Below are 12233 nucleotides of genomic sequence, written 5' to 3'. Positions count from 1 at the left end.
TCAGTGCGTGCCGCCGCCGGCCGCCGCGGCCGGGGTGCTGTCGCCGCGCTTGCGCGTGGTGCGCTGCTCGATGCGCTTGTCGCGCTGCCCGACGTCGATGATGCGCTTCACGAAGATGCCGGGCGTGTGGATCGTGTCCGGATCGATCTCGCCCGGCTTCACGAGGTGCTCGACCTGCGCCACGGTCATCTTGGCGGCGGTGGCCATCATCGGGTTGAAGTTGCGCGCGGTCATCCGGTAGCGCAGGTTCCCCTCGGTGTCGCCCGTGTGGGCGTGGACCAGGGCGAGGTCGGCGAACAGGCCGCGCTCCATGACGTATTGCTCGCCGTCGAACTCGCGGACTTCCTTGCCCTCGGCGACCTTGGTGCCGACGCCGGTCTTGGTGAAGAAGGCCGGAATGCCGGCGCCGCCGGCGCGGATCCGCTCGGCCAGCGTGCCCTGCGGGTTGAACTCGATCTCCAGCTCACCGCCGAGGTACTGCCGGGCGAACTCCTTGTTCTCGCCCACGTAGGACGAGATCATCTTGGCGACCTGGCGGGTGTCCAGGAGCTTGCCGAGACCGACCCCGTCGATGCCGGCATTGTTCGACACGACGGTGAGGCCCTTGACGCCGGAGAGGCGCACCGCCTCGATCAGCTCGTCGGGGATGCCGCAGAGGCCGAAGCCGCCGCACATCACCATCATGTCGTCGCGCAGGAGGCCGGCCAGGGCCGCGGCGGCATCCGTGTAGACCTTCTTCATCGAACCGTCCTTTTCCCGCCGGACCCGACCGGCCGAAACCTCGGGACGCGCGTGTCCTCGCGCCTGCTCTTCCCGATTCCGCGCGCGAAATCCAGTGGTGCACCGCACCGGCCGGCGCGGTCCCGGGCGATCCGTAACCGGCACTGCGCTGGGGAGGGCAGGGCGGCCCTGCGCGGGCGCGGCAGACAAAACCGGCCGGGGACGCTAAGTTGCCCACTCGACGTGCAGACCCTGCCGGGCCGTGGCAGCCCGAGGGGCCGGCGCGGCGCCCGGCTTCCGGCCACAGCCGCCGCCCTCTCGGAGCATGATGTCGCTGCGCCGCCCGATCTTCATCCTCGCTCTCGGGAGCCTGATCGCGGCCGGCCTCGGCCTGCGCGACTGGCCCCTGGAGGATGGCCGGGCCACGGCCTTCGCCCGCCGCGCCTTCGACGCCTACGGACTCGGGCTGACGCTGCAGGGGCCCGCGCGCCTCGCGGTGCTGCCCTGGCCGCGCCTGACCCTCGACCGCGTCCGGCTCGCTGCCGGTTCCGACGGCCCGGTCCTGGCGGATGAGGGCCGTCTGACCATCGATCTCGACCCGCTGAGCCTCCTCGGCGGCCGCGCCGCGGTGAGCGGCCTCCGCCTGGAGGGCGCGCGGCTGTCGGACGACCCCGCCGGCTGGGCCGCCCCCCTCGCGCGCCTCGCCGAGCAGGCCCGATCCGGCGAGACGGCCCGGCCGCGCCGGATCGTCGTGCGCGACGCGCGCCTCGCCGCCGGCGACACGGCCCGGGACATCGACCTCGACATCGCGTGGCCGCTCTGGGGCAAGGCCGCCGAGGGCCGCGCCAGCCTCATCTGGCGCGGCGTGCCGACCCGGATCGCCCTCAGCCACCTGCGTCCGGCCGAGATGGCCCAGCGCCGCGGGAGCCCGTTCACCGCGGAGATCACGTGGCCGGACGGCCGCCTCGCGGCGGACGGAACGGTGGCGCCGCCGGCGGAGGGGAGCGCGCTGCCCGTCATGTCCGGGCAGGTCCGGTTCGAGACGCGATCCCTGCCGGAGAGCTTGGCCTGGATCGGCCGCGATATGCCGCTGGCGCCGCTCGCCGGCGCCTTCTCGGTCGACGGCCGGTTCGAGACGGGCGAGCGGTCCGTCTCGTGGCCGAGCCTGCGCATCGGCCTGGGTCAGAACGTGCTCGAGGGGGCCGGCGCCGTCGCGTTCGGGCCCGGCAAGGCGCCGCGCCTCTCGGTGCAGGCGACCCTGGCGGCCGAGACGCTCGATCTCACGCCTCTCGTCGCGGATCTGTCGCGGCTCCTCGACCCCGCGCCCGCGTCGATCGCCCTGGCGCCCTTCACGCGCGGCGACCTCGACCTTCGCCTGTCGGCGGCCGAGGGGCGCGCCGGCGCCGTCCGGGTGCAGGATCTGGCGGCGAGTGTCCTGGTGCGGGAGGCCGCCCTGGAGGTCGCGGTGAACCGGGCCCGGATCCAGGACGGCACGTTCAAGGGGCGCGTCAATCTGACGAGCGGGTCCGATCCGGCCGCGACCGAACTGCGCACGCAGGGAAGCCTCGACCGCGTCGACCTCGGCGCGCTGCTCGGCGAGATCGGCGCGGCCCGCTGGGTGGTGGGGCCCGTGCAGGGGCATTTCGCCCTCGAATCCAGGGCCCGGGACACGGTCGGATTGCTGGCGCACCTGAATGGCCGGGCCACGCTCGCCATGGACGGTGGTGCCATCGCGGGCCTCGACCTCGCCGACGTCATCCACCGCAACGGCGCGGTGGCGTCCGGCGCCCTGGCGCGCCGCAATGGCCGGACGGCCTTCGAACGGGCCGTGGTGACGCTGCGCTTCGCCGACGGCGTGGGCGAGATCGCCGAGTCGGGTCTCCTGGGGCCGAGCGTCGGGGCGACCCTGCACGGCCAAGTCTCGCTGCCGGAGCGTCGGCTTGATGCCAAGGGCGACCTCGTCCTGCGTCCGCCCGGCGATTCCTCCCGCGGGATCCTGTTCGCGGTGACGGGCCCCTGGAGCGCCCTGACGGCTCAGACGGTCGCGCACAGCGAGATCCCCGACCCGGTCGGCCGGTACGGGGGCGCGATGCTCCCCGACCCGCTCAAACTGCCCGCCACGCTCGGCCTGCCCGGCAACGCCCGCGCGTACGCGCCGTGACCGCGGCGCCATGGCGCCGGCTCCGGCCAAGCTCTAAGATCGGGCCTCGAACGCCTTCATGATCCCCATGCGCCGCCTGCTCATCGAGGAACCCGTGACCCGTGCGGGGCCGCTGGCCCGGCGGCTCGCCGTGTTCTCCGTCATCGCCACCGGGATCGCGCTGGTCCTCGTCCGGGATCCGCGCTCCGACACGGACGCCGCCCTCGTGGCTCTCGTGGCCGGGCTCGGCGTCGCGCTGCTGGCGGCCGCGGCCGCGATCTTCGCCTTCGTGCGGGTCTGGCGCGATGGCGCCCGCGGTCTCGGGGCCGCCCTCGCCGGATTGATCCTGGCGCTGGCGGTTCTCGGCTACCCCGCCTTCCTGGGCCTGCGCGGCCTGCGTCTTCCCGCCCTGTCGGACATCACCACCGACATCGACAATCCGCCGGCCTTCTCGCGCTCGCGGGCGGCCTTCGCGGCCCGCGGCGGACGCTACCCGGCGGACCCGAGCGCGGCTGCGCGCGAGAGCCAGCGCGGCGCCTACCCGCAGATCGCGCCGCTGACCCTCGATATCGGCGCCGACGAGGCCTTCGAACTCGCCCGGCAGGCTGCCCTGAAGAGGCACTGGCAGATCGTCGAGGCGATCCGGCCGGGCGGCCGGACCGGCAACGGCCGGATCGAGGCCGTGGCGCGGGGGCTGATCCTCAACCTGCCGGACGATGTCACCGTGCGCATCCGCCCCCGCGCCGACGGGGCGCGGATCGACGTGCGCTCGGCCTCGCGGCTCGGCGGCCGCGATTTCGGCAGCAATGCCGACCGGATCCGGGCCTATCTCGACGACGTCGCCAACCTCGCCCTCGCGGTGAAGTGAGCCGCCGCGCCTCTCAGGCCGGCGCGTAGGTGCCGTCGAGGCGGGGGGCGCCGTCGCAGGACGCGAGCCCGCGTCCGACCAGATCCTCCAGGTGGGCGAAGACCGACAGCGCCGCCGCGCCGCGGAGCCGGGGATCGAGCCCCTGGTAGATCGCAGCGACGATGTCGGCGATTCGCCCGTCGCCGGCGGCCAGCCGCGCGCGGATCGCCGCCTCGCGCTGGCGGCGATGCCCGGCGAGCCCGCGGAGGAACCGGGCGGGCTCGGGCACCGGTCCGCCATGGCCCGGCCAGTAGACCGTCTCGTCGCGCCCGCGCAGCTTGTCGAGGGAGTCCATGTAGGCCCGCATCGCGCCGTCGGGCGGCGCCACGATCGTGGTCGACCACGCCATGACGTGGTCGCCCGAGAACAGCACCCGCGCCTCCGGCAGCGCGAAGGCGAGATGGTTCATCGTGTGCCCGGGGGTCTCGACGGCCACGAGGGTCCAGCCCGGGCCGGACACGGCGTCGCCCTCCACCATGATCCGTTCCGGCGCGTGCGCCCGGTCGGCGCTCGCGTCGAGCATCGGGGTCTCCGCTTCCGACAGGGCCCGCGCGGCCCTGTGCGGCGCGCATCCGACGATCGGCGCGCCGGTGCGCGCGGCGAGCAGCCTTGCTCCGGGCGAGTGATCCCGATGGGTGTGGGTGACCACGATGGCCTCGACCCGCTCGGTGCCGAGATCCCGAAGCAGCGCCTCGACATGGGCCGGATCGTCCGGGCCCGGATCGATCACCGCGACGCGATCCTGGCCCACCACGTAGGTGCAGGTGCCGCTCGCCGTGAACGGGCCTCCGTTCGGCGCGACCCGCCGGCGGATCAGTGGCGCGACCCGGTCCAGCCGGCCGGCCGGAGGCATCGACGGATCGAAGGTCAGGGTGGTCTCGTCGGTGTCCGCCATCGCGATCCCGTGCGATCGATACGGCGGTTCCTTGGACGGTTCGCGGCCGCGTGGCAATCGCCCTCAAGGCCTAGGGGATGCGAGGCCGCGGTGCGAGGCATTCTGGGGTGGCGGCAGGACCTGCCCGCTGTCCTGCCGGTGATCCTGACGCAGGGGTGATGCTGTCCGGCGCCTGTGAGGGACGCGGACGGGGTCGCGTCCGCTCCGGGGTCGCGCGCGTCCCGCGATCAGTCCTGCCGGCGCGGTCCGCGTGCGCGCACGCGGACCGGTACGGGCGCCGGTGCCGGCATGAGACCGAGCGCGGCCGCGCGCAGGGCGTCGCCGGCCCTGTCGACGATCTCGGTCACCCGCGCCGCCATCGCGGCGGCCTTCGATCGAACGGCACTCTTGGCAGATTGCAGCATCGCAAATCCCGGATCGAGCCTTAAGACCTATCTTCGAACGCTAGCGCCCCTGTCTCGTTCCGTCACCCCATGTCGCGGCCGGCGCTCGCGCCCGCGGGGACTCACAGGACTTCGCGATGGGGGGCGGAACCGGAGCGAAACCTTGGCGTTTTCGTGTTCAGAACGACGCGGCCCGCCCGCGTTGGTACTTTCTAAGGATACGAACCATGCTCGGTTGGGCCGTAACTTTTCTCGTCGTCGCTCTCGTGGCCGCTCTGCTTGGGTTCGGCGGCATCGCCGGCACCGCCATGGAGGCGGCCAAGCTGGTCTTCTTCGTAGCGATCGTCCTGTTCGCCATCTCGGCCGTCGTCGGCCTGATGCGGGGCCGTTCGCCGACACTTTGACCGAGGGCCGGAGCGGCCGGCCCCGTTCAGCGGGCCGGCGCACGGACCCACGGAAGAGCCGTCGCCGCAGGGCGGCGGCTTTTTCCATCGCGGCGCTGCCATCGCGCCGTTGCAGGGGTGGATTGTCCCGGTGACGGGACGAGCGGTTTCAGGCCTTGCGGTCGGCGCTGTCGAGCTTGGCGATCAGTTCGGCGAAGCGATCGGGTACGGGCTGCTGCGTGACCGTGTCGTACATCGCGCGCAGCTGCGCGGCGATGCGGTTCCGGGTCTGATCGCTGAGGCCGCCCTTGCTCCTGGAGCGGTCGGACGGGTCGGAAGCGGCCGTACCGCCGGAGCTGTTCTCGGACTCCGACAAGCGATCCGAAGCGGTCTCGACGTGCGGATCGCGCGCGCGAAGACCGGCCTCCTTTCCCTGGTCCACCATCAACACGCCCCTTGTTGCCGAAGTCGGCCCGGCCGCATTGTGCTGCGGCTCGACATACGCCATGGCTGCGCCGGCAACGCCTGCGCGCCGGCATCGGTTCCGCTGGGGGGTGGAACGGAGTGCGGGCCTCCGCGTTGGGCGGTAGGCTGCGCAGGACAGAAAGCCGGCCCCGGCAGGCCCTCGGTGACGGATCGAGGCGCTCGCGGCCGGGCAACACGGCGAGGCACAGGGGATCGAATGTCGACATCGCAACTCGTGGTACAGCACCTGCCGTACCTGCGCCGCTACGCGCGCGCGCTCACGGGTAGCCAAGTGGCGGGTGACGCGTACGTCGCCGCCACCCTGGAGACCCTCGTCAACGAGCCGGACACGCTCGGTCGCAGCACCAACATCAAGGCCGACCTGTTCCGCGTCTTCACGCGGATCTGGAACTCGCTCTCGGTCAACGGCCGCAGCGAGCAGGTCCAGCACGATCTGCCGGCGGAGGTCCGCCTCGGCCAGATCACCCCGCTGCCTCGCCAGGCCTTCCTGCTCTCCTGCCTCGAGGGCTTCTCCGAGGAGGACGCGGCGATCATTCTGGGCGTCGACGTGTCCGAGGTTCGCGACCTCGTGGACGAGGCTGGTCGCGAGCTCGCCGCCGACATGGCGACCGAGATCCTCATCATCGAGGACGAGCCCCTGATCGCGATGGATCTGGAGGCGCTGGTCGAGGGTCTCGGCCACAACGTCATCGGTGTCGCCCGCACCCGCACCGAAGCGATCAAGATCGCCGGCGAGGGCAAGCGCCCCGGCCTGATCCTGGCCGACATCCAGCTCGCCGACGGCTCCTCCGGCCTCGACGCCGTGAACGACCTCCTGAAATCCTTCGAGGTGCCGGTGATCTTCATCACCGCCTATCCCGAGCGCTTCCTCACCGGTGAGCGGCCCGAGCCGGCGTTCCTGATCGCCAAGCCGTTCCAGCCCGCCAACGTCTCGGCGGTGATCAGCCAGGCGCTGTTCTTCCAGCAGACCGCCCGTCGGCGGGAAGCCAAGACGGCCTGAGATCCGGCCTGAGGTCAGGCTTGGCGGTTCGCCCCCGGGAGTGACCCGGGGCGCCCGCGACCGAGAGTGACGACAACGAAAAAGCCCCGGCTCACGCCGGGGCTTTTTCGTTGTCGGTCCGCACGCCCTCGTCGGTCGCCGCGCACAAAAAAACGGGCCGGAGAGAGCTCCAGCCCGTCGCGAAGGTTCCGGCCGATGCACAAGGGGAATGCGGGGAGGACCAGGTGGCCGGGTGCACAGAGAACGGGTGCCGGCGCGGGAGGTTCCAGGAGGGGCGCTTTTTCGTGGGGCGTGCCTTTTGTGCAACGAGCCGGGGCTGTGGATAGCGGGCGTGCGCCGCCGCACCAACAGCCGGGCTGCGTTCGAATACTCAGGCTTCGTAGACGCGAGACAGTCTAGGAACCTGCGATTGCAGGGCGCGTTGTACGAACATCCTGTCAAGCTCTCGCAATGAGGTCGGGGCGATGCTGCGGTCTGGTTTCATCCTGGGCGTGAGTGCTCCTGCGGCTCTTCTCACCGTTCTGGTCCAGCCGGTGGTTCGCGACACGGCGGATCGGTGGACGATGCCGGTCCCGACCGCGCAGACCATTTCGGCGCCGCTGCCCGGGATGCGACCCGTGTCGCTGTCGATCAGCCCGACGCGGGTGGCGGGGGTGCAGCGCCTCGACAGCCGGAACGCCCCGGTGGCCGGTGAGGCGCAGGATCTGGAGATCAAGCCGATCCTGCGGCAGCCGCCGCGGCGCATGCGCGAGGGGTGCGAGGCGGCGCTGAGCTCCCTGGTCGGTCCCGAGGCGCGTCGCATGACCCCTGGCCGCTGCATTTCCTGATCGGCGCCGACAAGGACTGGAAAGCAGAAGGCCCCGCCGTCTCGGCGGGGCCTTCTGCTGTGTGGATCGGCCCTAGATCGCGATCCGCGGCCTAAACTTGAAACGAAAACGGCGCCCGTCCCGAGGGACGCGGCGCCGCTACGCGGTACGGAACGGCAGCGGCCTCACTCGGCCCGGCCGGTCCCCGTGGACTGACCGCCCTTGCGGCCGGCGGACGAGGCGAGCTCACGATCCTGCGAGAAGGAGCGCTTCTCGGCCGGAACGCTGCGGCCGCCCTTGCTGGCGATCTCGCGCTGCCGCTCCAGGTCCATCGAGGCAAAGCCTCGCTTCGAGGTCGAATTTCCGGACGCCATCAGTTCCTCCTCAGGCTTCGCTTCACCCCGCAACAACCTTCAGCAATAACCAAGGTTCCTGTCCCGAGACCTGCTCAAGCTTCCGACAGCTAAGCTTGGCAGCAACCCCGACTTGTGTGCCGCGTTGGTCGACATTCGACCTTGGTTGAAGTCCGCGTCGGGTCCGACAGGCCCGGAGGCCCGGCGACTCGTCCCGGGCGGACGGCGCGGCCTCACGGCACGAGAGAAGGGTTTTCGCGCATGACGAACCGCAACATGGTCAAGGATGCCGCTCCGGGGGCACAGGCCACGCAGCCCAACACGCCGCCGCTGCCGCCGATGCCCGCGCCGGAAGATTCCGCCACCCCGACCACCCGCGAGGAGCCGACGGATTCGCCGCACCTGAATGCCAGTCTCAAGCGCGACGCGCCCCCTCCCGGGGGACAGGGGCTCTCGACGAAGCGCTGAGCCGGGCGAGGGCGTTCTCAGGTCCGGCGCCGGTGCGCGAGGCGCGTCAGGCCCGCGACGAGAAGGGCGATCGCCAGGATCGTGACGATCCCGGCCACCGTCAGGATCCGCTGGATGAGGGGCGTGTAGACGCCGCGCGCGGCATCGTAGCCGTAGCAGAGCAGGGTGAGCCGGTCGGCGATGCTGCCGACCCGGCCCTCGCCGGCTTCCGTCAGGGCGAGGCGCAGGTCGCGCCCGGTCAGCGCCAGGGGCGACAGCGCACGGGCTACCCGGCCGTCGGCGGTGAGGAGAAGCGCCGCCGCGGGATGCGCGAAGCTGTCGGTCCCGGCATCGTAGACAGCTTCATAGCCCAGCGCGCCGGTGAGGCGCGCGAGCGCGGCGTCCGACACGATGAGCGCCCGGGGCCGGACGGATCCCGCCCGATCCCCGAGCGTCTCCGCCAGCATGCGCCGGGCGGCCGCGGCGTCGTCGCGGGGATCGATCCCGACCAGCACGAGGGCGTAGTCGTCGATCGGCAGGCCGGTGGCCGCCAGCGCCTCCACCGACAGGGACAGCATGGGGTCGCAGACATTCCCGCAGGTGTAATCCACCGGCAGCAGAAGGGCCGCGCGGCCGCCCAGGGCCTGCCCGAGGGTGGTCGGCCGGTCGGTGCGCGCGTCGGTGGCGGCGAGGTCGAGCGGGGCCCGGGCACCCGGGGGCGGCGCGACCGCGACGCGGGCGAGGTCGGCCTTGACGAGGCGGGCCGCTGCCGGCTCTGGCGACAGGACGAGGCACAGTGCCAGGAGGGCGCCAAGACCACACCGACAGGTTGCGTAAGGCGCGGGGCTGGACAAGTGCCTGACGAACCGCATGGATAAGCGGGCCCGTCCGGCCCCGCCGTCCTGGGCGTGAGACCCGTCGCGGAGCCCCCGAATGACCCTCGACACCGAGGTTTCCTCCCTGAAGCAGGTGCCGCTGTTCCGCGAGGTGGAACCGGCGCGCCTGAAGCTCCTGGCCTTCACCAGCGAGCGGGTGCATTTCGAGCCGGGGCAACGCTTCTTCGCCCGCGGCGACGTCGCGGATGCGGCCTACGTGATCCTCTCGGGTACGGCGGACGTCAGCATCGACGGTCCCGCCGGCCCGGTGCGGCTGGCGCTCCTCGGCCAGGACGCCCTCGTCGGTGAGATGGGCATCCTGGCCGAGCAGCCCCGCTCCGCCACCGTGACGGCGCAATCCGCGGTGACCGCCCTGCGTATCGACCGCGGGGTGTTCCTGGAACTGCTGGCCCAGTTTCCACAGATCAGCATCGCCCTGATGCGCGTGCTGGCGCTGCGGCTGGAGCAGACCAACCAGGCGCTGGCCGAGAGCCGGGGCTGATCATCCCGCGTAGGTGATGAATTCCAGGAGCGAGCCGTCGGGATCCCGGAAGTAGACGCTGATCCCAGCGCCCGCGGCGCCGTGCCGCTCCACCGGGCCGAGTTCCACCGGGACCCCGGCGGCCTCGAGATGCGCGATGGCGGTCTCGATCGCGCCCGACCAGCGGAAGCACAGGTCGCTGTTGCCCGGCTGGACGGGTTTCGCCGCGACCGGTACCGACTCGACGCCCGGCCCGTGGCAATTGAGCTGGACGCCGCCGAACCGGTAGGCGAAGCCGGGACCGCGCGCGAGGATCTCGGCACCCACCACGTCGCGGTAGAAGGCGTTCGAGCGTGCCCAGTCGCTCACGTGGATCACGCAGTGATCGAGGTGTATCGCCGGGCTGAGCGGGACATCGGGAGTGACCGTCGCCTCGGTGGGAAGAGTTTCGGTCTCGGCCATCGTTCACCTCCGCTCCGGGCGCAGTAGAGCACCGCTGCGATTCAGAATTAGGGCACAACCGTGGCCGTGGGAGCGGCCCGCGCACGGCCGGCTGCGGCGCAAAAGCTACATCGTCACAGGCGCAGAGGCGGTAGGCATGGCGCGACGACCGTATCCCGCACGACAGGACCTATGATCGCCACGCTTCCCTCGGCCTGGAGCCGCCTGCGCCGGATCGTTCTCTCGCGAATCCTCCTCGCCGTCGTGGCGATCGCGCCCCTCGCGGCCTGCCAGACCCGTCCGGTCCAGGTCGCCCAGGATGACGAGGCGGCGTGGTACGTCGGCAGCAAGCCCGACAAGCCCTTCGACATTCCGCTGGTCGACACCCAGCGCCTCGATCCGAAGTACCGCCGCCAGCAGGTGAGCTACAACGGCCCCGAGCAGCCGGGGACGATCGTGGTCGACATCGACAAGCGGCAGCTCGTCCTGGTCCAGGCCGACGGCACGGCGATGCAGTACGGTGTCGGCGTCGGCAAGGCCGGCTTCTCCTGGAAGGGCGAGGCGCGGGTCGGGCGCAAGGGCGTCTGGCCGGACTGGAGCCCGACCGTCACGATGGTCTCGCTGCATCCCGACCTGCCGCGCACCCGCAAGGGCGGCCTCGACAATCCCCTCGGCGCGCGCGCCCTCTACCTCTACCAGGGCAACCGCGACATCCTGTTCCGCATTCACGGCACCAACGAGCCCTGGAGCATCGGCGAGCAGATGTCGTCGGGCTGCGTTCGGATGCTGAACGAGGATATCGCCGACCTGTATGAGCGCGTGCCGGTGGGCACCCGCGTGCTCATCAAGCGCAACGGCAAGTACCGGACCTGAGCGGGCGAGGCGCGGATTCCTGACCGGTCAGCCGGCCGGCGTCCCCGCGGCGGACGCGTCGCGGACCTCGCCGGAGACCCGCTTTGCGAGCCGGTCCAGAGCCGCTCGATCCAGATCACCCCGATCCGGGCCGCCGGGGGCCGCGGCCGGCTCGCCCGGTCGACCGTCCGGCCCCATGCCGTCGCTGGCCAGCACCGCGGCGGTGGTCAGGCCCGGACTGGTCCGGTCCGTCGGCCGCTCCGGGCCGATCGAGAGGCCGGCCCAGACGAGGAGAGCCGCGCACAGGGCCAGGCTGGCCAGCAGGGTCTTGAGAAAGGTCATGTTTCATAACGAGCGGCTCCGGGCCGTCGTTCCGTTGCCAAGCTTCGCTCCGACGGGCGGAACGCTTTGGCAACCACGGCGGTCGAAACTCGGCATCGCGCTCGCGAGGCCGATTCGGTCACCCGGCAAATTCGCCACATTGGCCGGGCACCGTCGCGGCCTCGACGCCCCCGTCACCAGCTGACTCGCCACGCGCGTGGACATTCCCGCTATGATCAGACCGATGCTCGCCCTGCTCCTCCTCTGCGGCCCCGCGGCCGCGGCCGGGACGGTCAGCGGCCCCGCGACCGTGATCGACGGTGACACGATCGAGGTGCAGGGCACGCGTATCAACCTCTACGGTATCGACGCCCCCGAGACCGCGCAGCGCTGCGAGACCGCCAATGGCCAGGAGTATCGCTGCGGCAGCAAGGCCGCGCAGGCCCTGCGCGCGCGGATCGGCGGCGGCGCGGTCACGTGCGAGCGGCGGGAGGGCGGCGTGCCCGGTCGCGTCACCGGGATCTGCCACGTCCACGGTGAGGACCTGTCCGCCTGGATGGTCGGGCAGGGCCTGGCGCTGGCCAACCGTCAAGTGACGGCTCCCTATATCCGCCAGGAGGGCCACGCCTGGGCGACCCGCCGCGGCATCTGGGCCGGCACCTTCGAGAAGCCGGCCGACTGGCGCCAGGACCGGCGCCGAGTCGAGGCCGCGGCCGGCACGAGCGCGGCCGACTAGCCGCTCC

At 71.9% G+C, this 12233-nt stretch carries 17 protein-coding genes; 9 read left to right on the top strand and 8 right to left on the bottom strand.

Translation table 11 applies throughout. The features are described 5' to 3' along the window. Positions 1 to 741, bottom strand: coding sequence for a CoA transferase subunit A (locus tag ABIC30_RS00785; protein WP_020090888.1), 741 nt, complete (start codon positions 739 to 741; stop codon positions 1 to 3). A gap of 304 nt (positions 742 to 1045) precedes the next feature. Here ABIC30_RS00785 and ABIC30_RS00780 point away from each other — a divergent pair, with 304 nt between their 5' ends. Together ABIC30_RS00780 and ABIC30_RS00775 are read left to right on the top strand one after the other, a co-directional pair. After that, positions 1046 to 2881: an AsmA family protein gene (locus ABIC30_RS00780; protein ID WP_234081940.1), complete on the top strand. Its 1836-nt coding sequence runs from the start codon at positions 1046 to 1048 to the stop codon at positions 2879 to 2881. Positions 2882 to 2948: 67 nt separating this feature from the next. Next, positions 2949 to 3728 (top strand): DUF1499 domain-containing protein, encoded by a 780-nt coding sequence (locus ABIC30_RS00775; RefSeq protein ID WP_234081941.1) that lies wholly within the window; start codon positions 2949 to 2951, stop codon positions 3726 to 3728. A 13-nt stretch (positions 3729 to 3741) separates the two neighbouring features. On the opposite strand, the gene ABIC30_RS00770 is transcribed toward ABIC30_RS00775, so the two are convergent. Next, the gene (locus ABIC30_RS00770) at positions 3742 to 4620 is read right to left on the bottom strand and encodes an MBL fold metallo-hydrolase (protein WP_419149862.1); all 879 of its coding nucleotides are present in this window, start codon (positions 4618 to 4620) and stop codon (positions 3742 to 3744) included. A gap of 269 nt (positions 4621 to 4889) precedes the next feature. Continuing rightward, positions 4890 to 5066 (bottom strand): hypothetical protein, encoded by a 177-nt coding sequence (locus ABIC30_RS00765; protein ID WP_020090884.1) that lies wholly within the window; start codon positions 5064 to 5066, stop codon positions 4890 to 4892. A 206-nt stretch (positions 5067 to 5272) separates the two neighbouring features. On the opposite strand from ABIC30_RS00765, the gene ABIC30_RS00760 reads away from it, so the two are divergent. Then, entirely contained in the window at positions 5273 to 5449 is a 177-nt protein-coding gene (locus ABIC30_RS00760) for a DUF1328 domain-containing protein (protein WP_007568853.1), read from the top strand. 148 nt (positions 5450 to 5597) lie between these two features. On the opposite strand, the gene ABIC30_RS00755 is transcribed toward ABIC30_RS00760, so the two are convergent. After that, positions 5598 to 5936 carry a NepR family anti-sigma factor gene (locus tag ABIC30_RS00755; protein WP_234081943.1) on the bottom strand — a complete coding sequence of 113 codons (339 nt, stop codon included), beginning with the start codon at positions 5934 to 5936 and terminating at the stop codon, positions 5598 to 5600. 174 nt (positions 5937 to 6110) lie between these two features. Here ABIC30_RS00755 and ABIC30_RS00750 point away from each other — a divergent pair, with 174 nt between their 5' ends. After that, the gene (locus ABIC30_RS00750) at positions 6111 to 6914 is read left to right on the top strand and encodes a response regulator (RefSeq protein WP_012321915.1); all 804 of its coding nucleotides are present in this window, start codon (positions 6111 to 6113) and stop codon (positions 6912 to 6914) included. A 563-nt stretch (positions 6915 to 7477) separates the two neighbouring features. After that, on the top strand, positions 7478 to 7741 hold the full coding sequence (locus ABIC30_RS00745; protein WP_020090882.1) for a hypothetical protein: 264 nt from the start codon (positions 7478 to 7480) through the stop codon (positions 7739 to 7741). A gap of 164 nt (positions 7742 to 7905) precedes the next feature. Here ABIC30_RS00745 and ABIC30_RS00740 read toward each other — a convergent pair whose 3' ends face one another. Further along, positions 7906 to 8094, bottom strand: a complete 189-nt coding sequence (locus ABIC30_RS00740; protein ID WP_010683678.1) for a con-10 family general stress protein — start codon at positions 8092 to 8094, stop codon at positions 7906 to 7908. Between the two features lie 240 nt (positions 8095 to 8334). On the opposite strand from ABIC30_RS00740, the gene ABIC30_RS00735 reads away from it, so the two are divergent. After that, entirely contained in the window at positions 8335 to 8541 is a 207-nt protein-coding gene (locus tag ABIC30_RS00735; RefSeq protein WP_020090880.1) for a hypothetical protein, read from the top strand. A 17-nt stretch (positions 8542 to 8558) separates the two neighbouring features. On the opposite strand, the gene ABIC30_RS00730 is transcribed toward ABIC30_RS00735, so the two are convergent. Next, positions 8559 to 9374, bottom strand: a complete 816-nt coding sequence (locus ABIC30_RS00730; RefSeq protein WP_042674045.1) for a thioredoxin domain-containing protein — start codon at positions 9372 to 9374, stop codon at positions 8559 to 8561. Between the two features lie 79 nt (positions 9375 to 9453). Between ABIC30_RS00730 and ABIC30_RS00725 the strand changes: the two genes are divergently transcribed. Then, a complete protein-coding gene (locus ABIC30_RS00725) occupies positions 9454 to 9897 on the top strand; it encodes a cyclic nucleotide-binding domain-containing protein (RefSeq protein ID WP_020090878.1) in 444 nt (147 codons plus the stop codon). Here ABIC30_RS00725 and ABIC30_RS00720 read toward each other — a convergent pair whose 3' ends face one another. Next, entirely contained in the window at positions 9898 to 10338 is a 441-nt protein-coding gene (locus tag ABIC30_RS00720) for a VOC family protein (protein ID WP_042674042.1), read from the bottom strand. Between the two features lie 171 nt (positions 10339 to 10509). Here ABIC30_RS00720 and ABIC30_RS00715 point away from each other — a divergent pair, with 171 nt between their 5' ends. Continuing rightward, positions 10510 to 11190, top strand: coding sequence for a L,D-transpeptidase (locus ABIC30_RS00715; RefSeq protein ID WP_020090876.1), 681 nt, complete (start codon positions 10510 to 10512; stop codon positions 11188 to 11190). A gap of 27 nt (positions 11191 to 11217) precedes the next feature. Here ABIC30_RS00715 and ABIC30_RS00710 read toward each other — a convergent pair whose 3' ends face one another. Beyond that, positions 11218 to 11511 carry a hypothetical protein gene (locus ABIC30_RS00710; protein ID WP_020090875.1) on the bottom strand — a complete coding sequence of 98 codons (294 nt, stop codon included), beginning with the start codon at positions 11509 to 11511 and terminating at the stop codon, positions 11218 to 11220. A 211-nt stretch (positions 11512 to 11722) separates the two neighbouring features. Between ABIC30_RS00710 and ABIC30_RS00705 the strand changes: the two genes are divergently transcribed. Further along, positions 11723 to 12226 (top strand): thermonuclease family protein, encoded by a 504-nt coding sequence (locus ABIC30_RS00705; protein ID WP_026604576.1) that lies wholly within the window; start codon positions 11723 to 11725, stop codon positions 12224 to 12226. Positions 12227 to 12233 lie beyond the last annotated feature (7 nt).

The sequence above is a fragment of the Methylobacterium sp. 1030 genome (genome assembly GCF_040544715.1).
Lineage (GTDB): Bacteria > Pseudomonadota > Alphaproteobacteria > Rhizobiales > Beijerinckiaceae > Methylobacterium.
The sequence above is the reverse complement of the archived record's forward strand: the minus strand, read 5'-3'. Positions and strand labels throughout refer to the sequence as shown.